Source organism: Arthrobacter sp. B6, from assembly GCF_001663775.1.
In the GTDB taxonomy this organism is placed as follows: Bacteria; Actinomycetota; Actinomycetes; order Actinomycetales; family Micrococcaceae; genus Arthrobacter.
This window is the reverse complement of sequence record NZ_KV467168.1, coordinates 224,420-243,515: the sequence shown is the minus strand read 5'-3', so window position 1 is coordinate 243,515 and position 19,096 is coordinate 224,420. Positions and strand designations below refer to the sequence as shown.

Here is a 19,096-nt window from a genome sequence, read left to right as displayed (position 1 = left end):
TGATCGTGGACCTTTCTGTGTGATTGTCATGGGTGGGGCAAAGTTCCCGTCAAGGGGTACCGCCCGACCCGCCCCCAACGGCGGGCCGGGCGGTACTGCTCATTTCTTGGGTATAGCCAGTTCGCCGGTGACGTACTGGGCCTTTCCAAAGCCGAACGACCAGTCGCCCGGGGTGTTTTCGACGTAGCCGATGAAGACGTTCTCGCCTCCGATTCCCACTTCGCCCAAACGGTCCGCCACGGCAGCGAACAGGGACTGCTTCGCGGCCTGGCTGCGTCCGCCCTGGGTAAAGATCTGGATCATCACGACATCGTGGGAGCGTTCAAATCCCAGTCCGGCGTCCTGCGCGAAGATCTGCCCCTGCGGGTGCTCGGTCAGGATGTGGAAGTAGTCCCTTTCGGGGATGCCATACTCGGCCAGAATCGCGTCATGGATGGCTTGGCTCAGGCCCTGGAGCTGCTCTTTGTTCCGGCCTTCATTGACGTCGATTCTTACCAGTGGCATTGCTTCACCTCTTCATTTGTCCTGACATGCTTACTAATACGAGGCTAGCACGTGACAGTGGCGATGGGCCAGTACTTCGATTGAGGTACTGGCACGTGCTAATCTGGCGTGCAGTATGGCGATGGAGCCTGTCGAGAGCGACTGGCGGCGCCCCGGAAATATTGGAGGATCTCGCATGAGTGTTGCGCTCAACCCAAACGGCATTACCCTGGCTGCGTCAGCGGAGATGTTGTTCACTGACCTACCTTTCGAGGAGCGCGTCAGAAAGATAGATTCCCTGGGATTTCAGGTCGAAATTTGGGACTGGACGGCTAAAGATCTGAAGGGGCTGGCAGGCACTGGAGCGACGTTCGCCTCCATGACCGGTTACATCCGCGGTGACTTGATTGAGGAAGACGGGGCCAAGGAACTGCTGGCGACCGCCGAAGAGTCTCTGCAGGCGGCAGAGGTGCTTGATTCCCCGCGGCTGAACCTCCACGGCGGCGGCCTGGACGGCAAGGGTCTTCCTGTCCGTCCAAGGGAGTCGACGAGTGGACCGGATTGGGTGCGTGCGACTGACACTCTGAAGCGGGTTGCCGATCTGGGCCAGAAGTACAACCGCATCTTCACGCTTGAAAACCTCAACACGGCCGTCGATCATCCCGGCACCCCGTTCGCAAAAGCGTGGGAGACCATTGCTCTCGTTGAGGCCGTAGGCAGCCCGTTCCTGCGCCTGAACCTGGACCTTTACCACGCACAGATTGGCGAGGGAAACCTGATTGAGCTGGTCACCCGGGCACTGCCGCTGATTGGAGAAATTCAGGTCGCCGACGTTCCCGGCCGGTTCGAACCCGGCACCGGCGAAATTGCATACCCTGCCGTTGCCAAGGCTTTGGCGGACATTGGATACGTGGGAGTCGTCGCCATGGAGGCCTGGGCCAAAGAGGATTCAACCGCCGCCCTGGAATCGTTCCGGGACGCCTTCTCGGGCGCCCTGCGCGGGTCAGCCGTACCGGTGAGCCACTAGGAAAGTCGCCGGGACTTCCCTTCCTCCTAAACGGGGGAGCGGGCAGCAGCAGACGGGGTTTCGCCGGCGCCCGCCTCGTGCCGGTTCACTAAGGTAGTCGGAGCAGCAAGCGATCGATCAAAGTCACGGAGCACAAGTGGACATTCAAGCGGAGCAATCAGAGGCGACATCGCCAGCGGCGACCGGCCTTGCAGCAAGAAGGCCCACCATGAAGACCCTCGCAGACCATGTTGGGGTGTCCCGCCAGCTGGTCTCCCTTGTCCTCCGCGACCTTCCCGGTGCCAGCGATGACACACGCAAGAAAGTTCTCGCAGCGGCAAAGGAAATCGGCTACTACCCGGATGCCTCCGCACGGGCACTCCGGGGACGCCGCACCTTCCGGCTTGGGGTGCTGTTCACCATGCATCAGCCCTTCGAGGTTGACCTGGTCGAGGCTCTCTTCGAGTCGGCTCAGAAGCTCGGGTTCTCCCTGATCCTAGGTCCGTTGACGAAGGACCGCAGCAGCGCCACTGTCGTTGCGGAGCTGCTGGGCCAGCGGATTGAAGGACTCTTCGTGCTCGCGGCCGAGGGGGGAGGTGGCTTTGCCTCAGGTCTGCCGGGAAGTATCCCTGTGACCATGGTCGGTGGCCCCCGCAGCACGGAGGCCCGCGACGATTTACGCGTCGACGATGCTGCCGGCACCCGCATGCTCGTGGAGCACCTCATCGAGCTGGGGCACACCCGGATTGCCTACGTCAACGGAGGCAACGGTCCCGGCAGCACGGTCCGCGGCCGTGCTTACGAGAAGGCGATGAACGCAGCAGGCCTTGGGGACCGTATCGACGTCGTTGAGGGGGACTACTCGGAAGAGGGGGGATCGGCAGCGGCGATCGAGCTTCTGCACCGTGCCCACCTTCCGACCGCCATCATGGGCGCCAACGACCGCAGCGCAATGGGCATTATGGGAACCCTGGTGCGGCATGGGCTTCGGGTCCCCGAAGACATGTCCGTCGTTGGCTTTGACGACAGCACGCTCTCCCGCCTGCCCTATGTCCAGCTCACCACAGTCGGCTTTACTCCGCGGGACCTCACCGATCGGGCAGTGGCAGCGATGGTGACCCGCCTTGAAACCCCGGACGCCGCCTGGCTTGAACACAAGGAAATTCCGCACGTGGTCGTACGGACCTCCAGCGGTGTACCGCGCACTGAAGGTGCACCACTTCCCACCCCAAAGTTCTTCCATCTGCCTGTGCCATAGGCCTGGCAGCCACGGACACTAAAGCTTGAAAGTAGAAACAGCCATGACAAGCAGCATTCACATAGGAACCGCACCGGATTCCTGGGGCGTTTGGTACCCCAATGATCCCCAGCAGCCCCCTTACGACCGTTTCCTCGATGAAGTCCGGGACGCAGGATACGAATGGATCGAGCTTGGGCCCTACGGGTACCTGCCAACCGATCCGAACCAGCTCGCCGACGAGCTGGGTTCGCGCGGGCTGCGGCTGACTGCGGGAACCATGTTCACGTCCTTCCACCGCGGCGCTTCGGAGTCCTGGGACGCCGCTTGGGCCGAAGCCCAACAGATCGGCAAGCTGATTTCGGCGCTCGGGGCAGAACACGTAGTTGTTCTTCCGGAGATGTGGGGCGAACCCGAATTCACCAACCCGGCCCTGCGCACACCCGGGACGGAGCAATGGAACAACCTCCGGGAACTCCACAACCGGCTTGGGCGGGCACTGCAGGAAGAATTCGGGCTTGCCCAGCAATTTCACTCACACGCCGAAAGCCAAATTGGCACTTATCGGGAGCTCAACAGATTCCTGAACGAAACCGACCCGCGCTACGTCAGCGTCTGCCTCGACACAGGCCATCTGGCCTACTACGGCGGTGACAGTGTCCGGCTCATCAAAGAACATCCCGACCGGATCGGTTACCTGCACCTGAAGCAGGTTGACCAGGATCTGTTGTTCGACGTCCTGAAGAACGGGGTTACCTTCGCCGACGCGGTACCTCAGGGGATCATGACCGAGCCGCCCCGGGGCGTACCGGACTTCGAACCGATCCTCGATGCCGCAGCCGGGCTGGGCAGGGACCTGTTCGCCATCGTTGAGCAGGACATGTACCCATTGCCCAGCTTTGATACGCCGTTTCCGATCGCCGAGCGCACCCGGAAGCACATCCTCTCCTGCTCCGTCCGTGCCACGGCCTCCTAAACAGCTGACGTGACGGCCGGGCCGTCAGAACCGGAAGCGGGGATTCCCCTTTTCATTCGGATTCCTTGTGCATCCGCCGGGCGTAAATTGCGCAGATGCCCTGGGACCCGCGTCCGTGGCACCTCTCATCGGCAAGTCCTGCAGTCCTCCCTGGGCTTTGCTCCGGCTTCGGATCTACAGCATCGATCAAAACGCATTTGGGCCCCGACCTTTCGTGAGGTCGGGGCCCAACTTCTTGATAGTTTCGAAAAACTATTTAGCGCGGTACCAAGAGCCCGCTGCGGCCGTTGTACAGGGTTCCGACGGTGGCTATCGCTTCGCGCCGCCTGCTTGGGCCCTGGAGGCCGTGGCCGCGGGCAGTCCTTCTAGGGGGGCGGACGCTCTTTTTTATGGACCTGGTAGATCGCGCCGGTTGTGACGTCCTCTTCGAGCGCCTCAAGGGTGCGGCCGCGTGTTTCGGGCATCTGCGTGTAGACGAAGATGAGGGCTGCAATACCCACGGCACCGAACATGAAGAATGTGCCAGTGATCCCGACGGCGGCGTCGATGGAGGGCAAGTACAGACCGAAGAAGGCGTTGGCGATCCAGAGGCAGAAGACAGAAATACCGATGGCAAAACCGCGGATATGCAGCGGGAAGATTTCGGACAGCGTGACTTAGGTGGCGACGTTCAGAAATGTGTTCATAGACCCCACGAAGGCGACAATCAAGAAAAGGAGAACGAACGGGCGTGCCGGGTTGCCGATAGGCAGTGTCACGGAGGCGATGCCGATGAGGAAGTGGCATGCGGTGGTGAGTCCGTAGCCCAACATGAACGTCGTGCGGCGGTTCATGGTTTCCATCAGCCGCAGCGCGATGAGGCTGCCGAGAACCGAGATGACTTCGGGGGCGCTGTTGGCGATGAGGGCTGCGTTGGAGTTGAAGCCAGCCTTAATAAGGACCGACTGCCCGTAGTACAGGATGGAATTGATGCCCGTGAGCTGCTGGGCAACGCCAATGCCAATACCAACCAAGATGAGGCGCAGCGGCCACTTGTTCTTCAGCACCGCAAGCACTGACCACCTCGTCGTTTCCTTGTATTCGTTTCCGAGGTGCCTGACCTCTTCAACTTCGGCTTCCGCGCGATCGACGGAGCGGATGGTCTTCAGTACGTTAAGGGCATCTTCCTGCCGCCCCTTGGAGACGAGCCACCCGGGGTGATTCAGGCATGCGAAGCATGCCGGAGAACAATGCGACGGCCGGCAAGGCAGAGACTGAGAGCCTGATGCGCCAAACACCGTGGAACTCTCCCCAAAGGTTGCCGATACGGCGTTGACCACGAAGGCAGCCAGCATGCCAGAGACAATCATGACCTCGTTACGGCCGGCGAGCGATCCACGAATCTCGTAGGGCGCCAGTTCGGCAAGATACACCGGCACCACCATTGACGCCCCATCGACGTCTCCGCCGAGGTCTGCCCTGGCGACGTCGTCCTGGTCCCGTACGGCTGGCACGGCCCCCGCCATGGCCGCCCCAGGCTACGACCTTTACTACCTCAACGTCATGGCCGGCCCCGGCCCCATACGCGACTGGCTGATCAGCGACGACCCGCACCACGGCTGGGTCCGACAGACCTGGGACACCCAGGACATCGACCCGCGCCTGCCCTTCAAAGCCTCACCGACCGTCGATGCCTGATTACTCATCTGGAATCACCCTCAGGACGCGCAAGTGGATTCGACCAGAAGACCTCAACGCTGACGGCACCCCTTTTTGGCGGCAGCCTGTTGAAGTGGATCGACGAGGAGGCGGCGATATACGCCATCCTTCAACTGGGAAACGGCCGAGCCGTCACAAAATATATCCCCGAAATCAACTTCATCAGCTCCGCAAGGCAGGGCGAGGTGGTTGAGATGGGCCTGACAGCCGCAAGGTTTGGGCGGACCTCCCTGACAATGCGGGCCGAAGTCCGCAACATGATCACACGCCAAAGCATCCTCACAATCGAGGAAATCGTCTTCGTAAATCTAGGCCAACCTGCGCCTCACGGACAGACGGAGATAACCTACGACGGAGCCACAGTGCCGACATCCCATCCGCTTAGCCACGGGCTCCTGCAGCTACTTCTGCTCCCGCTGTTTAAAGGCCGATAACGGTTATTGAGTCAAGTCGCCATCGGATTATGCCCGAGAGCAGGGTTTGTCGGAGTCGCTTCGCCGTAGAGCCGACTGAACGGGGGAGCGGGCAGCGCGGGCAACTTGCGGGCGACGGTCTGCCATCCTCGTCTAGTAGGCAAAATTCGACACGACGGTCTGCGTTGGCGTCAGAATAGCGCGAATTCCGTTTTATTGACAGTGGTTCATGATGTTCTCAGATGCAATCCGACAGTCAGAGAAAAAGAGAGAGTCGACCCACGGGTCCAGCTCCTGACTCCCGGGACGTAGGGACGCTGTACCGGAAGCAGCGGCCCTGTGGTTCGCTCTGGCTTCCGTGGCGGCAGGACAGGCCCCGGGGTGGAACCAGTCGACGATGGGCGCGTGGCTCCTGTCAGGGCGGGTCTAGCGGCTGTTCTGTCGGGGAATCACGACTTTGTGAATAATGATGACGGCGGAGGTGGCCAGCGGCACCGCTACCAGCGCACCCAGAATACCGCCCAGCGTGCCTCCCGCCACGACGGCGACCAAGACGAGCGAACCTGGTATTTCCACGGCCTTGTCCATGATCCTCGGAGTGAGAATGTAGGCCTCGACCTGCATGTACACCAGGTAGTAGATTCCCGCCACGACCGCTGTTTGTGGCGAAGCTGTAAGACAAACGGCGGTGATGACAACTGATGAGACCAAGGTGCCCACCATGGGGACAAAGGATCCGAAGGCGGCGATAACTGCCAGGAGCAGCGGGCCGGGAGCTTGAATCAGTGTCAGGAAGACTGCGGATAACAGGCCGTTAATTAGGGACAATGCGAAGTTTCCCATTAGGTATCTGCTGATTGAATCTGCAGTGTCCTCTGCGATATCGATAAAGGCTTCCCTCTGGCTTGCGGGAACCAGGCGGTATGCTGCCCTCTTGGTCCGGGCGAGGGTCGCCGTGAGATACATGGTGAGGATGAACACGAAGATTGCTCCGGTAAAGCCACCCAGCAGTCCCGCCCCGACGGTAAGGAGCCCACCTCCGAGGGCAACGAGGTTATCTGGGTCGCTTAGGAACCCTGTCAGGGTCGCAAGCAGTTCGTCCAGGTTCAGGTAGCCGGAGAGGATACCCGCGATGTTTTCCACCCAATCCGAACGCAACAGCCGTTCTATCAGCGCTGGCAGGTAATCGATCAGGGCACGGATTTCCCCGATCAGGCGGGGAATGATCCAGTACAGCAAGCTGGTGACGGAGAGCCCCAGCGCACCGATTACGAGGACGACAGCCAAGGGTCGGGGCACGTTCCGGCCTTCCAGCCATCGGAGTACGGGGTCTAGCCCGAGGGCGACAAAAACAGCCAGGCCAATGTATACGAACAGCGTTGCCAGGGAGGAAACCGCAGCCCAAACGATCAGCCCTACCCCGACGCCGAGGGCACCGGCAAGGCCGACCCGGAAAGCGTGGATCTGCCCCTGCCGGGGATCGGATGGGCCGGCAGGCGCTCCTGCTGCAGGGGGCCCATATGGAGAACGGGCCCGGTGCCACTTCGTTATCGGAGTGACCCGTTTCCTTACCGGCGTCATAGGAACACCCGGTCCTGCTGCTGGATGCCTGCCCGGCCAGCTTTACCAGTCTGGTTGACGAGGGGGTCATCAGACCACCGGCAAGATGAGATCGCCCCGAAAGCCCAGATGGTCAGGACATGGACGGCTAGGTCCCACCAGCGAGGCACCACGCCCAGAACCGTCAAGCCAAACACATAGGGCAGAACCACAGCCGGCTCTGCACACCGCGGCACAAACAAGCACACGGAAACCACCTGGAACCGGACAAAATTGTCAGGTCCGAACCAGGCAGGCAGCACAAGGCCGTTGAGCAGGGCAGTTGACTCTGCGGCGTCCGCCATCACGGCAAGGACCCTCTGACCAGCCTGGGCTTTCCGCTGTCCATGCCGGTCAGGCTACAGAGAATCGGCAGGAGCTGCCAGAGCGCCACTGAAAAGTTACCTGGTGACGTTACTCAGTGTTTGGCGGCCCTTCTCGCTGCGCTCGCCGGCGTCGACATTCTCGTCAACAACGCCGGCCTCTTCGGGCTAAAGCCCTTCGCCGAGATACCCGACGAGGACAGGTCGCGCTATTTTGCCGTCAAGCATGAGCGGAGTCCGACTCTCGCGAGAGCTGCTGCCCGGAATGCTCGCGGCAGGATGTGGCCGAAATCATCTTGTTGGGATGCGAATCAAGCGTAAACATACCGGCTGACATGACGAACTCCGGCGTGACAACGCCGGGATGCTCGCCTGGAGTAACGGCCTCGCCAAGCTCACCCGCGGAACGGCGTTACGTCAACACAATCCTCGGCGGCCCGACCTACTCAGACGGCGTGGCCAATACGGTGCACAACATTGCCGAGGCGCAGCGAATCTCTACGGAGGATTTGAAGGCGGTGATCATTGGCGCGAACCAGACGTCTCTCCTCGGGCGCTTCATCGAACTGGACGAAGTCGCGAATGGGACATGACCTCGCCGATAGGTCGAGCGCGGTTTAGGCGCTAGGGCTTCAGTGACTCGCGCAGTTGTTGCAGGGCGATATTAACGTTGGTCTCGGATCGATGGATCTCCCTTACATTCATCCCGGTAAACTCTTTCACCGCACGGCGCATACTTTGCATATTGGTGAATCCGCACGATTCCGCAATTTCTGAGTATGTTGTCTTCTGAGCGTCGGCCTGCAGGAGTAGCTCCAGCGCTCTGCGCGTTCTCAAAGCGCGTATGCGCTCACTCAGGTGGAGTTCTTCGTTCTCGAAAAAGTAGAACAGGGAGCGTCGGGAGAGGTTAAACCTATCGGCGACCATTGCCACATCCAGATTGGGGTCGTCATAACTGTCATTAAGGTATTTCTTCACCGCCCGGCTTAGGGCCGGTTTCTGCGCCTCATCGCTGACCGATGTTTCGAGCAGGGAGCCCACCAGGGTTGCCATCACGGATCGGAAAATGTCTGCGGTCCCCGATGCTGCCCGGTCGATGCCCGGCCGCTTCCAACTCATCAGCGCAGGGATCACGAAAGTGCCCACAATTGGGTGTTTTGCGAGGTCAGGCAGTCGAAGTAGGGAGCTCAGTTCGGCCTCGCTCACATTTAGGCTGCTGCGGTCGATATTAAGCTGCAGGGCGTGAAAACCTTCGGGCGCATCAAAACTTCCGCCCAGCGAGGTATCGATGAACCTGACGGAGCCCGGTGATACTGGCTCAGGAACACCATTGAGAGTGAGCGTTAGCCCCGGCGCCTTGCGGAAGTAGGCCAGGCGCAGGTCCGCGGTGTCGGGATTCGGCGCCCACGAGCCCAATGCGGGGGCGTTGTGCATTTCTATGAGGCTGAAGCCCGGCCCGGCGAGATTAATGGCTGAAGGATTGAAGGATACAGGAGTCGTACGTACCGCTTTTTCCAACCGCATTGGGGTTTCGACGGCGCTGCCGTACCACACTCGCCAATGTTCGAACCTTTGTTCGGGGTTCAGCCCCTCCTGCACGACATATCGTCGCAGACGGCCGCTGTCCCCGGTACCAGTTTGAGGCATGCCATCCTCCTTCACCAGCTGAACCATTATGGCGGACTTGGGAGTTGCCGCGGCGCCTGAGGAAGAGGCTGCGGTGGCTCATAAGGCTGGCCGAGAGGACCTCAGCTGTTAGGGGTAGTTTACTTCTATAACCCTTTGATTGGGCCGTTGATGAGTTTGGTATCGGCACCCCACCCGAAGACGAGTATTGGTGCCGCCGCCGGGCTTGGGTGGGCATGCCCTGGAATACGGTGGATGCTGGGAGAAGTGACCCAATCCGTCGCTTGCACCTTTGGCGCGGCCGTCTTGCGCATCTTCAGTCGGAGGCGTGGTCAAGGAAATGTGTCCTGCAATTGTTTGTCCAGCACGTCAGGGAGCGGCTGGGACATCTGGGCGACGTCCTCCACTTCCTGGAGACCGTGAGTATCTTCGTGTCCGCCGGAATGCAACCTGGTTGCGAGGTCGTTGACTCGGTGAGGGGAGAGGACGTGTTCGACGGCCAAGATGCTGGCCCCAACCACGCCAGCTTCCGGCCCGGTTTCAGATTGGGTGATATTCAGGTGCTGGGTCGCCAGCGGCGTTGAGCGTGCATAGACCGTTTCGCGTATCCCGGCGATCAAATGTTCACCGGACTGTGCAAGCGATCCGCCCACGACAATGAGGGAGGGGTTGATGAAGCTAACGCACATGTTGAGCATTTCTCCGATGTCGCGGCCGGCCTGTCGGACGGCTTGAATGGCAGCCAAGTCTCCTGAACGGACGATCGCGACGACGTCGTTTGCGGTGGTTGCTTGCAGTCCGCTTTCGCGGAGCTGCGCGGCTACGGCCGGAGCGCCTGCTATGGCCTCCAGGCAGGCAGTCTTGCCACAGCGGCACTGAATTCCTGCCGCCCTGGAAACAGCAATATGGCCGACGTCTCCAGCGACTCCTGCCGCGCCTCGCTGCAATATTCCTCCACTAACAACTCCCGATCCGATACCGGTGGCGACTTTAAGGAAGATCATGTTGTCCTCATTGGGCCAGCGGGCCGCCCGCTCCCCGAGGGCCATAAGATTGACGTCGTTATCGACGAGTATGGGAACGTCAAAGGTCTTCCGGACGTACGCGGGGACATCGAATCCGTCCCATCCCGGCATGATCGGCGGGCTGGTCGGCTTTCCGGTGGAGTGTTCCACCGGACCAGGCAGCCCGATGCCGACAGCGATGATATCCGTTGCCGGACGCTTTATCGCTTTCAAATGGCCCCTCAGCGTCATGGCTAGCCAGTCCAGAACAGCTTCCGGTCCGCACGAAATCTCAAGTCGTTCAGTGGTTTCCAAGAGAATCCTTCCCGACAGGTCCGTGAGAGCCACGGTCGCGTGTGTGGCGCCGACGTCGGCGGCAGCGATCAGCCTTGCACGCGGGTTGAAGGCTAGTCGCGCCGAGGGGCGGCCTCCGGTGGAAGCCGCATCCGACACCGGCACAACTAGGTCGAGTTCCAGGAGGGCCTCGAGGCGGGAACTGATGGCTGCCCGCCCCAAGCCTGTTATTCCAGCCAGGTCTGCTCTGGTTCGCGGGCGTCCGTCCCGCAGGATTTGCAGAAGTTCGCCGGATCCGCCGTTGTCCATGTCTCTCCAATTGTCGGCTCGAAGTGGGTGAATTGTGAGACTGAGGTCTGACCCAAAGGCTCAGGACCCCGGGGGCCCTCATCTCCACTCAGTGTCAAGGTGCCCCCTCATTCCCGTCCACTCGTCGAGGCCCTTAGGATCAAAAAGTGCACCTTGGGCGTGCTTTCCACCGCCCTTAGCGTCAAAAGGTGCAGACTTTTGCTGATCGACTGACCAAAGCCCCGTGCTGCGTGTCACTGTTTCGGCATGGAAAACGACAGAACCACGACAGCCCCCACCCGGTTACGGGCCGGGTTTGTCGGCGCCGGGTTCATGGCTGAGGTGCATAGCCGAGCCGCCCGTGCTGCCGGGGCGGAAATCGCCGGCATTGCGTCCTCGAGCCCTGCCAGTGCCGCCCGCGCCAAGGACCGCCTCGGCGTCGAACAGGCTTACGACTCCGTCCAGGACCTCGTCCAGGACGGAACGATCGACGTCATCCACATCTGCACGCCGAACGCCACGCACGCCGCACTGGCCGAGGCGGCGCTGAAGGCAGGCAAGCACGTTGTTTGTGAGAAGCCTCTGGCTACCAACGTGCAGGATGCCACCAAACTGGTGGAGCTAGCCGCAAGCGCTGGGACGGTTGCGACCGTTCCTTTCGTCTACCGGTTCCACCCGATGGTGCGGGAAGCCCGGGAACGCATTGCATCCGGTCAGACGGGACGGATCTCGACCATTCAAGGGTCCTATCTTCAGGACTGGCTGCTGTCCCGGGACGACGACAACTGGCGGGTGGATGCCGGTCTTGGTGGCCCCTCGCGGGCGTTCGCCGACATCGGTTCCCACCTGTGCGATCTTCTCGAATTCATGAGCGGTGAACGGATTACACAGGTCGGGGCCCTGAGCCGGACTCTCTTCTCGGGCCGGGCAAACAACAAGGAAATCCAGACCGAGGACCTCGTTGCAGCTGTATTCGCCACTGAGGCCGGCACGGTGGGAAACCTCCTGGTCAGCCAGGTTGCACCAGGACGGAAGAACCGCCTGATGATCGAGATCGCAGGTTCGGAGAGCAGCCTCCAGTTCGACCAGGAAGCCCCGGAGACTTTGTGGCTAGGCAAACGCGCCGGATCCCAGTTGCTTGTCCGCGACCCGGACACGCTTAGCCCCGAAGCGGCACGGCTCAGTGTTCTACCGGCAGGGCATCCGCAGGGTTATCAGGACGCATTCAATGCGTTTGTCGCCGATACGTACGCCGCGATCGGCGGAGACCTCCGCGATGGCCTGCCCACGTTCCAGGACGGCCTCAGGTCAGCCGTCCTCACCGAAAGCATCATCGAATCCTGCAAGGGCGGCCAGTGGGTCGACGTCCCATACCTGAAAGAACTAGAAGGAGTGCAGTAATGAAAATCATCCAGGTAGGCCTCGGCGCGTGGGGCGCTTCATGGCTGAACGTGATTCACCAAAGCAAAACCTGGGAACTGGCCGGCGTTGTCGACGTCAACCCCGACGCCGCACGGGCCGCAGGTGAGCAGTACGCAATCCCCACCTACGCCACTATCCAGGAAGCGCTAAAGCACAAGGAAACGTTCGACGCTGTCCTGGTCATCGTCCCGCCCGAGTACCATGCAGCCGTGGCCACCCCGGCCCTGGAAGCCGGTGTGCATACTCTGATTGAGAAGCCCCTCGCCCACAACCTTGAGGACGGCATCCGCATCATCGAGGCGGCCGAGAAATCTGGCAAACAGGCCATGGTGTCGCAGAACTACCGTTTCAAGCGCGCCGCGCGCACTGTTCAGCGCCTCATCCGTGAAGGGGTCATCGGAGACCTCGAGCACGTCTTCATCGACTACAAGAAGAACCCGCCGTTCGAAGGGTTCCGGCTCGAAATGGACGAACCCCTCATCGTTGACGCGATGATCCACCACCTTGACCAACTCCGCGGCATCGTCGGCATTGAAGCCACCACCGTCCGCGCACGGTCCTGGAACACTGGCACCTCCAGGTTCAAGGGCAACGCCTCCGCGGTCGTGCAGTTCGACTGCGACAACGGTGCCCGCGTCGTATACACCGGTTCATGGAGCTCCTACGGCCCCCAGACCAGCTGGGACGGAGACTGGGAAATCCAAGGCAGCAAGGGCGCCATCACGTGGAAGAACAACGAAGTCACCATCAACTTCGCCTCACTGTTCGACACCGTTTTCCTCGCTGGCGCGGTGGAACGCTCCGGCGTTATGCACGTCGACCTGGACCCGTTGCCGGTCGAGGAACGCCTGGGGACCCTCGCAGCGTTCCGCGACGCCATCGAAACAGGGCATAAGGCTGAGACGGACGTCACCGACAACATCCAGAGCCTGCAGCTCGTCATGGCCACCGCCGACTCCGCCCGTCAGGACGGTGCGCCCATTTTCTTAAAAACCAACGCCGAACTCTTCGGCAGCCACTAGCACTTCTGACCCGAGGAAGTGTCGAATTGACTGGAGATACAACCATGCAGCCACAAACAGCCACCGGCCCCGCCGGTCCGGTTTCCGGGAAGGCTGGCCCCGGAAAATTCCAAGACAAGTCACGTTCACGGCTATCCGGCGTCGGCGACTTCATCGGTGCGCAGGGCCTGCTCGTCGTAGTCCTGCTCTTCGGTGTACTGCTGACATTCCTCAGCCCAGTATTCCTGACCACGGTCAACCTGGTGAACCTGCTGTTCCAGTGCACGATCCTCGGTGTGTTCGCCATCGGCATGACCTTCGTGATCCTTACCGGCGGCATCGACGTCTCGGTGGGCTCCACCGCTGCCCTGTCGTCTGTGCTGTCCATGGGCGTGATCGTCAACATGAACATGCCGCCGGCAATCGGACTCCTGACTGGCCTTGTGGTTGGCGCCGGAGTCGGAGCCGTCAACGGGCTGATGGTTACGAAGCTGGGCATATCCCCACTTATCGCGACACTGGCAACACTCTCCGCCGGCTCGGGTATCGCCTTCGCCTACTCCGACGGCGGCAACATCACACCCGTACCTAAAATGCTCACCGAGATGGTCAGCGCGAAAGTGGCAGGGATCCCCCTGCTCATACCGGCCGTTCTGGTGCTGGCCTTCCTGGCTCACCTGGCCCTGACCCGTACCACCTACGGACGATCCATCTACGCCGTCGGCGGTAATAAGGAAGCAGCCCTGCTGGCAGGGATCCGCGTCGACCGTGTCACCATGAATGCCTACATCATCGCCGGTCTCTCCGCGGGAATGGCCGGGCTCCTGCTCACCGGCCGGCTGGCTTCCGGAAGCCCCCGTGCCGGCGATGGTATTGAACTGACCGTCATCGCCGCCGTGGTCATCGGCGGAACCAGCCTCTTCGGCGGCCAGGGAAACATCAAGGGCACCCTGCTCGGTGTGCTGTTGATCGCCATGGTCTCCAACGCCGTAAACCTGCTCGGCATCCCCTCGTCCTACGACCGGATTGTCCAAGGCGTCGTCATTTTCGCCGCCGCCGCCCTGGACGTGTACCGCTACAAGTACGTCCAAAAAAACCTGTCACGGAAACGCAAGATCGGGCCGCCGCCGGCGACAGACCCGAAGACGGCCGGCACCACAGCCACCGGGACCGCCACAGCGCACACCGGTACGCCGGCCTGACGCGTCACCCGCTCACAACCCGGCTCAGCCTGCACGGCTAAGCACCCAACAGAAAGAGTAAGTCAATGAAGACCTCACCGAAACTGGCGGTCCTGGCGGCAATCTCCGCCGCTGCCATCGCCCTGAGTGGCTGCGGTGCACCCAGCGCTGCCCAGGAAGCAAGCGACGGAACGAAGACCAAGAAAATCGCCGTCCTGCTCTACAGCCAGAGTTTTGAATTCATGGTTGCCCTCGGGCAAGGCGTCAAGGATAAAGCTAAGGAACTCGGCGTGGAGGTCACAGTCCTTGACGCCAAAGGTGACTCCAGCACCCAGATCAGCCAGATCCAGGACCAGCTCGCCCAAGGCGTGGACGGCATCGTTCTTAGCCCGAACAACTCCGCGGAACTGGTTCCCGGAGTCCAGATGATCCACGACGCCGGAAAGACTGTCACCACTGTCGACTCGGTGATCCCGGGCGACATTGCCGACGCTGCCGTCGCCTTCGACAACGAAAAGGCCGGCAAACTCGGCGCTGAAGCCTTGTCCAAACTGATGGGAAACAAGGGAACTGTCCTTGAATACCAAGGAGCCAAGGGCGCCTACCACGCCATCCTGCGCGGCAAGGGCTTCACCGAGGGCATCAAGCAATTCCCCGACATCAAGGTCATCGGCCGTGACGCACAGTGGACTGCAGATAACGCCCTGTCCCTGACCGTCGACAACTTCACCGCCGACTCGAGCATCAACGGTCTCTTCAGCCACAACGACGAAATGGTGCGTGGCATTGTCTCTGGCCTTTCCCAGATCAACAAGAACGCTCCGGTCGGAGCCGACAATCACATCCCGCTCGTTGGAGTCGACGGCACACCGCTCGCCCTGGACCGCATCCGCAACGGTATTCAGGACGCCACGATGGACCAGAACCCGTTCGAAATGGGAGCACTGGCCCTTCAGGCCCAGGTGGATCTGCTGGACGGCAAGCAGGTCCCCAAGATGCAGCTGACCGACACCAAGCTGATCACCAAAGAGAACGTCGATGATCCTACGCTCTGGGGCAACATCTTCAAGGACTAGAGCACCAAAGCCATAGACGGCCGGGCCGAGCCCCGCTGCTTGGCCCGGCAGCACCAACCAATTCCAACTCAAGGAGAAACATGTCCCGCTTCAAGTATTCCTACAACGCCATCGTCTACTACCAGGAAGACATCGCCAAAGGCATCGACCGCGTCGCCCGCTACGGCTACGACGCCATCGAACTCGTAGGAGAACCGGCAACGCACAACGTCGAAGAAATCAACCGGCTCACCAAGGACGCAGGCATCGACGTCAGCTCCATCTGCAGCATCTGGTTCGGCGAGGAACGCGACCTGATCAACCCCAGCGCGGCCAACCGGCAGAAGGCCCTGGACTACGGCAAGTCGGTAGCCGACTTCGCCGCCGCCGTCGGAGCTCCGACCATCATCGTTGGCCCGTCCCCGGTGGGTAAGACCGAAGCCCTGGCCAGCGACGAACAGGAATGGGAATGGGCTGTCGAGAATGTCCGCACGCTCGGCGAATATGCAGCCAGTGTCGGCGTCAGCATCACTCTCGAAGCGTGGAACCGCTACGAGACACATTTCCTGAACCGGCTCGACCGCGCCGTTGAACTGCTGGACGCTACCGGCCTGAAAAACGGCGGCGTACATGGTGACCTCTTCCACATGAACATCGAGGAAGACAGCATTCATGGCGCCTTCGCCCGTGCCGGCAGCAAGGTCAACCACGTCCACTTGGCCGATTCAACCCGGGCAGCCCCCGGTGTAGGACACACCGACTTCCGTCCGACACTGCAGACGTTGAAGGACATCAACTTCGACGGATATCTGACCTTCGAGCTCCTGCCTGCCGCATCGAACCCCTTCGCCATGATGGCACGCGGCGGCCACCTGGAGTTCCTGGACTCCTACACCGAAAAGGCCATTAACGAAATGAAGAAGCTGGAACAGGAGCTGTGGCCCAATGAGTAAGTACGAGTTCGGCGTCAGCACCTTCATCCTCGTCTCCCCGTTCACCGACAAGGACGTCGATCAGTTCGATGTCGCCAAGGAGATGGGCTACGACCTGATCGAGGTTTGTATTGAAGACCCCGCCGTGGTCAGCGCGGAAGCACTGAAGAAGGCCTCAGAACGAACCGGACTGCCCGTGTCCATCTGCGGCGCGTTTGGACCGGACCGCGACGTCTCGCACGAGGACCCGCAGAAGCGGCGGCAGGGCATTGACTACCTGAAACTGTGCGTCGACATCGCCCAGGCCGTCGGATCGCCCCACGTGGCCGGCCCGATGTACTCGGCCACCGGCAAAGCCCGGTTGCTTCCCCCGGAGGAACGCCAGCAGCAGCGCCAGTGGGCGGCAGACAGCCTGCGTGAAGTGGCCGACTACGCCTCCGAACGCGGCGTCACCCTGGCCATAGAACCGCTCAACCGGTTTGAAACCGACCTGGTCAACACCGTCGAACAGGGTCTGGAACTGTGCGAGCTGATCGGCCGGGACAACGTCGGCCTGATGCTCGACACGTTCCACATGAACATCGAAGAGAAGAACATTGGTGCAGCCATTACCGCTGCCGGTGACAAGGTCTTCCACTTCCAGGTGTCGGAAAACGACCGCGGAACGCCCGGCAGCGGACACGTCCCGTGGTCCGAGACCTTCGACGCACTGAAAACCATCAACTACCAAGGTTCCATTGTGGTCGAATCATTCCTTCCCACGGTCGAGGAAATCGCCAAGGCTGTTTCGCTCTGGCGTCCGGTTGCGCCGTCCATGGACGCGCTGGCCCGGGACGGACTCACCTTCCTGAGGAGGGAACTGGCATGACCGAGAAGCCCGGACGTACTCCAGCAATCGTTGAAGCACGCAATCTCGTAAAACTGTTTCCGGGCGTCGTCGCCCTCTCCGGCATGAACTTTGAGCTTCATGCCGGAGAGGTGCACTGCGTCTGCGGCGAAAACGGAGCAGGAAAATCAACGCTGATCAAGACACTCAGCGGGTTCTACACGCCCGACGAAGGCGGCGTGTACGTGGACGGCGAGCTTATGCTCTCCAGCACGGTGGCCTCCAAGGCCGCCGGCATCGCCACCATCTACCAGGAGCACAACCTGGTCCCGGACCTGTCCGTGGCTGAAAATGTTCTTCTGGGAAACTGGGGTGGACACAAAGGCATCCTCTCCCGCCGCGAGATCCGCAAGCGCGCACGCAAGGCCCTCGACCAGGTTGCACCCCACCTCAACCTCGACACCCCAGCCATGGCGCTCTCAACGGTGGACGGTCAGATGGTGGAAATCGCGCGCGCCATCGCCCAGGACGCAAGAGTCATCATCATGGATGAGCCCACCACGGCCCTGACCGAGCAAGACGTTGAAAAACTGTACAAACTCGTCGACGAGCTGCGGAGCAAGGGCCTTGCGATCATGTACGTTTCGCACAAACTGGAGGAAGTCTTCACCCTGGCCGACCGGATCACCGTCATTCGCGAAGGCAAAACGGTGGCCTCATCCGTCCCGGCAGATGAACTCGACGCCCGTTCCGTGGTGCAGCTGATGGTGGGCAAGGACGTTGACCTCTACGAGCACATTCCCCGCGAACGCGGTGAACTTGTTCTTGACGCGCGGGGTCTAAGCCTTGCCGGTGCGTTTGAGGACGTGAACCTCCAGCTGCACGCAGGAGAGATCGTCGGACTCGCGGGACTCGTCGGTGCAGGCCGGACCGAGGTCGCCCGGTGCATTTACGGGGCAGACAAAGCCGACGCAGGAACGGTCGAGGTAAGCGGGCGGAAACTCAGTCTCCATGGCGCCTCAGCCGGCATCGCCGCCGGCATTGCCCTCGTCCCGGAGGAACGAAAGCTGCAGGGCATCATTCCCATGCTGTCCATCCGCGAAAACACCACGCTGACGCTACTGAAGCAGGTCAGCAAATGGGGCGTCTTACAGCGCGGCTATGAAAAGAAGATGGTCAGCGGCTACATCAAAGAACTCGATGTCAGGACCCCGTCCGCAGAAACCCCGATACAGTCCCTGTCCGGCGGCAACCAGCAAAAGGTCATCATCGCACGTTGCTTGGCAAGCAATCCCAAGGTCCTCATCCTGGACGAGCCAACAAAGGGCATCGACATCGGTGCGAAGGCCGAGATCCACCGTTTGATCGAGCAACTGGCCCGCAGAGGCGTGGCCGTGCTGGTCATCTCCAGCGAGCTCCCCGAGCTGCTCGAGCTCTCCGACAGAGTGATGGTCATGCGGGCCGGCAGAGTGGTGGCCGAACTGGACAAAGCCCAAGCAACCAAAGAAAACGTCATCGCTTACGCCGCGGCGTAAGCGATCCATCCAGAACGGAACAATCATGATCGATCAACAGACCCGGCCGTTCACCCTGTTCACCGGCCAGTGGGCCGACCTCCCGTTCGAGGAAGTCGCGCGCCTGGCGTCCGGCTGGGGCTACGACGGCCTGGAAATCGCCGTCTCCGGGGACCACCTGGACGCCTGGCGCTGGGACCAACCCGGCTACGTCGAAT

General features: G+C 61.1%; 15 protein-coding genes and 3 pseudogenes. 13 read left to right on the top strand and 5 right to left on the bottom strand.

The genetic code is table 11. The features are described from left to right. Positions 1 to 99 precede the first annotated feature (99 nt). Positions 100 to 504, bottom strand: a complete 405-nt coding sequence (locus AU175_RS01050) for a tautomerase family protein (protein ID WP_066285217.1) — start codon at positions 502 to 504, stop codon at positions 100 to 102. A 175-nt stretch (positions 505 to 679) separates the two neighbouring features. On the opposite strand from AU175_RS01050, the gene AU175_RS01045 reads away from it, so the two are divergent. From AU175_RS01045 to AU175_RS01035, 3 genes are all read left to right on the top strand, one after another. Further along, entirely contained in the window at positions 680 to 1,510 is an 831-nt protein-coding gene (locus AU175_RS01045) for a TIM barrel protein (RefSeq protein WP_066285216.1), read from the top strand. A gap of 208 nt (positions 1,511 to 1,718) precedes the next feature. Beyond that, positions 1,719 to 2,747, top strand: a complete 1,029-nt coding sequence (locus AU175_RS01040) for a LacI family DNA-binding transcriptional regulator (RefSeq protein ID WP_066285215.1) — start codon at positions 1,719 to 1,721, stop codon at positions 2,745 to 2,747. A 43-nt stretch (positions 2,748 to 2,790) separates the two neighbouring features. Next, the gene (locus AU175_RS01035) at positions 2,791 to 3,702 is read left to right on the top strand and encodes a sugar phosphate isomerase/epimerase family protein (RefSeq protein WP_066285214.1); all 912 of its coding nucleotides are present in this window, start codon (positions 2,791 to 2,793) and stop codon (positions 3,700 to 3,702) included. Positions 3,703 to 4,067: 365 nt separating this feature from the next. On the opposite strand, the pseudogene AU175_RS01030 reads toward AU175_RS01035, so the two are convergent. Next, positions 4,068 to 5,126: pseudogene (locus AU175_RS01030) on the bottom strand (MFS transporter). A gap of 3 nt (positions 5,127 to 5,129) precedes the next feature. On the opposite strand from AU175_RS01030, the pseudogene AU175_RS21570 reads away from it, so the two are divergent. Then, positions 5,130 to 5,379, top strand: a pseudogene (locus AU175_RS21570) (5-deoxy-glucuronate isomerase); the annotation flags it as partial. After that, positions 5,372 to 5,834, top strand: a pseudogene (locus AU175_RS01025) (acyl-CoA thioesterase). The pseudogenes AU175_RS21570 and AU175_RS01025, both read left to right, overlap by 8 nt. A gap of 405 nt (positions 5,835 to 6,239) precedes the next feature. Here the strand turns inward: AU175_RS01025 and AU175_RS01020 are convergent. Beyond that, entirely contained in the window at positions 6,240 to 7,394 is a 1,155-nt protein-coding gene (locus AU175_RS01020) for an AI-2E family transporter (protein ID WP_082978937.1), read from the bottom strand. 622 nt (positions 7,395 to 8,016) lie between these two features. Here AU175_RS01020 and AU175_RS21565 point away from each other — a divergent pair. Then, positions 8,017 to 8,328, top strand: coding sequence for a hypothetical protein (locus tag AU175_RS21565; protein WP_156642103.1), 312 nt, complete (start codon positions 8,017 to 8,019; stop codon positions 8,326 to 8,328). A gap of 31 nt (positions 8,329 to 8,359) precedes the next feature. Here AU175_RS21565 and AU175_RS01005 read toward each other — a convergent pair whose 3' ends face one another. Then, complete coding sequence (locus tag AU175_RS01005; RefSeq protein ID WP_066285211.1) at positions 8,360 to 9,382, bottom strand: helix-turn-helix domain-containing protein; 1,023 nt, start codon at positions 9,380 to 9,382, stop codon at positions 8,360 to 8,362. A gap of 311 nt (positions 9,383 to 9,693) precedes the next feature. Beyond that, a complete protein-coding gene (locus tag AU175_RS01000) occupies positions 9,694 to 10,968 on the bottom strand; it encodes an ROK family transcriptional regulator (RefSeq protein WP_066285210.1) in 1,275 nt (424 codons plus the stop codon). A gap of 246 nt (positions 10,969 to 11,214) precedes the next feature. On the opposite strand from AU175_RS01000, the gene AU175_RS00995 reads away from it, so the two are divergent. From AU175_RS00995 to AU175_RS00965, 7 genes are all read left to right on the top strand, one after another. After that, positions 11,215 to 12,348 carry a Gfo/Idh/MocA family protein gene (locus AU175_RS00995; protein WP_066285209.1) on the top strand — a complete coding sequence of 378 codons (1,134 nt, stop codon included), beginning with the start codon at positions 11,215 to 11,217 and terminating at the stop codon, positions 12,346 to 12,348. Next, positions 12,348 to 13,391: a Gfo/Idh/MocA family protein gene (locus AU175_RS00990; RefSeq protein WP_066285208.1), complete on the top strand. Its 1,044-nt coding sequence runs from the start codon at positions 12,348 to 12,350 to the stop codon at positions 13,389 to 13,391. Before AU175_RS00995 ends, AU175_RS00990 begins: the two co-directional genes overlap by 1 nt. A 44-nt stretch (positions 13,392 to 13,435) precedes the next feature. Beyond that, positions 13,436 to 14,572 (top strand): ABC transporter permease, encoded by a 1,137-nt coding sequence (locus AU175_RS00985; protein WP_066285207.1) that lies wholly within the window; start codon positions 13,436 to 13,438, stop codon positions 14,570 to 14,572. A gap of 65 nt (positions 14,573 to 14,637) precedes the next feature. After that, entirely contained in the window at positions 14,638 to 15,627 is a 990-nt protein-coding gene (locus tag AU175_RS00980) for a sugar ABC transporter substrate-binding protein (RefSeq protein ID WP_066285206.1), read from the top strand. Positions 15,628 to 15,707: 80 nt separating this feature from the next. Further along, positions 15,708 to 16,559: a sugar phosphate isomerase/epimerase family protein gene (locus AU175_RS00975; RefSeq protein WP_066285205.1), complete on the top strand. Its 852-nt coding sequence runs from the start codon at positions 15,708 to 15,710 to the stop codon at positions 16,557 to 16,559. Next, positions 16,552 to 17,406 (top strand): sugar phosphate isomerase/epimerase family protein, encoded by an 855-nt coding sequence (locus AU175_RS00970; protein ID WP_066285204.1) that lies wholly within the window; start codon positions 16,552 to 16,554, stop codon positions 17,404 to 17,406. Before AU175_RS00975 ends, AU175_RS00970 begins: the two co-directional genes overlap by 8 nt. Continuing rightward, a complete protein-coding gene (locus AU175_RS00965) occupies positions 17,403 to 18,899 on the top strand; it encodes a sugar ABC transporter ATP-binding protein (RefSeq protein WP_066285203.1) in 1,497 nt (498 codons plus the stop codon). The genes AU175_RS00970 and AU175_RS00965 overlap by 4 nt, the downstream gene beginning before the upstream one ends. Positions 18,900 to 19,096 lie beyond the last annotated feature (197 nt).

What these genes read in the sequence shown, in the direction of transcription:
- AU175_RS01000 (WP_066285210.1), bottom strand. Translation starts at nt 10,968, where the DNA reads ATGGACAACGGCGGATCCGGCGAACTTCTGCAAATCCTGCGGGACGGA.
- AU175_RS01035 (WP_066285214.1), top strand. Translation starts at nt 2,791, where the DNA reads ATGACAAGCAGCATTCACATAGGAACCGCACCGGATTCCTGGGGCGTT.
- AU175_RS00965 (WP_066285203.1), top strand. Translation starts at nt 17,403, where the DNA reads ATGACCGAGAAGCCCGGACGTACTCCAGCAATCGTTGAAGCACGCAAT.
- AU175_RS00985 (WP_066285207.1), top strand. Translation starts at nt 13,436, where the DNA reads ATGCAGCCACAAACAGCCACCGGCCCCGCCGGTCCGGTTTCCGGGAAG.
- AU175_RS01005 (WP_066285211.1), bottom strand. Translation starts at nt 9,382, where the DNA reads ATGCCTCAAACTGGTACCGGGGACAGCGGCCGTCTGCGACGATATGTC.
- AU175_RS00995 (WP_066285209.1), top strand. Translation starts at nt 11,215, where the DNA reads ATGGAAAACGACAGAACCACGACAGCCCCCACCCGGTTACGGGCCGGG.
- AU175_RS00990 (WP_066285208.1), top strand. Translation starts at nt 12,348, where the DNA reads ATGAAAATCATCCAGGTAGGCCTCGGCGCGTGGGGCGCTTCATGGCTG.
- AU175_RS00980 (WP_066285206.1), top strand. Translation starts at nt 14,638, where the DNA reads ATGAAGACCTCACCGAAACTGGCGGTCCTGGCGGCAATCTCCGCCGCT.
- AU175_RS01050 (WP_066285217.1), bottom strand. Translation starts at nt 504, where the DNA reads ATGCCACTGGTAAGAATCGACGTCAATGAAGGCCGGAACAAAGAGCAG.
- AU175_RS01040 (WP_066285215.1), top strand. Translation starts at nt 1,719, where the DNA reads ATGAAGACCCTCGCAGACCATGTTGGGGTGTCCCGCCAGCTGGTCTCC.
- AU175_RS00970 (WP_066285204.1), top strand. Translation starts at nt 16,552, where the DNA reads ATGAGTAAGTACGAGTTCGGCGTCAGCACCTTCATCCTCGTCTCCCCG.
- AU175_RS01020 (WP_082978937.1), bottom strand. Translation starts at nt 7,394, where the DNA reads ATGACGCCGGTAAGGAAACGGGTCACTCCGATAACGAAGTGGCACCGG.
- AU175_RS01045 (WP_066285216.1), top strand. Translation starts at nt 680, where the DNA reads ATGAGTGTTGCGCTCAACCCAAACGGCATTACCCTGGCTGCGTCAGCG.
- AU175_RS00975 (WP_066285205.1), top strand. Translation starts at nt 15,708, where the DNA reads ATGTCCCGCTTCAAGTATTCCTACAACGCCATCGTCTACTACCAGGAA.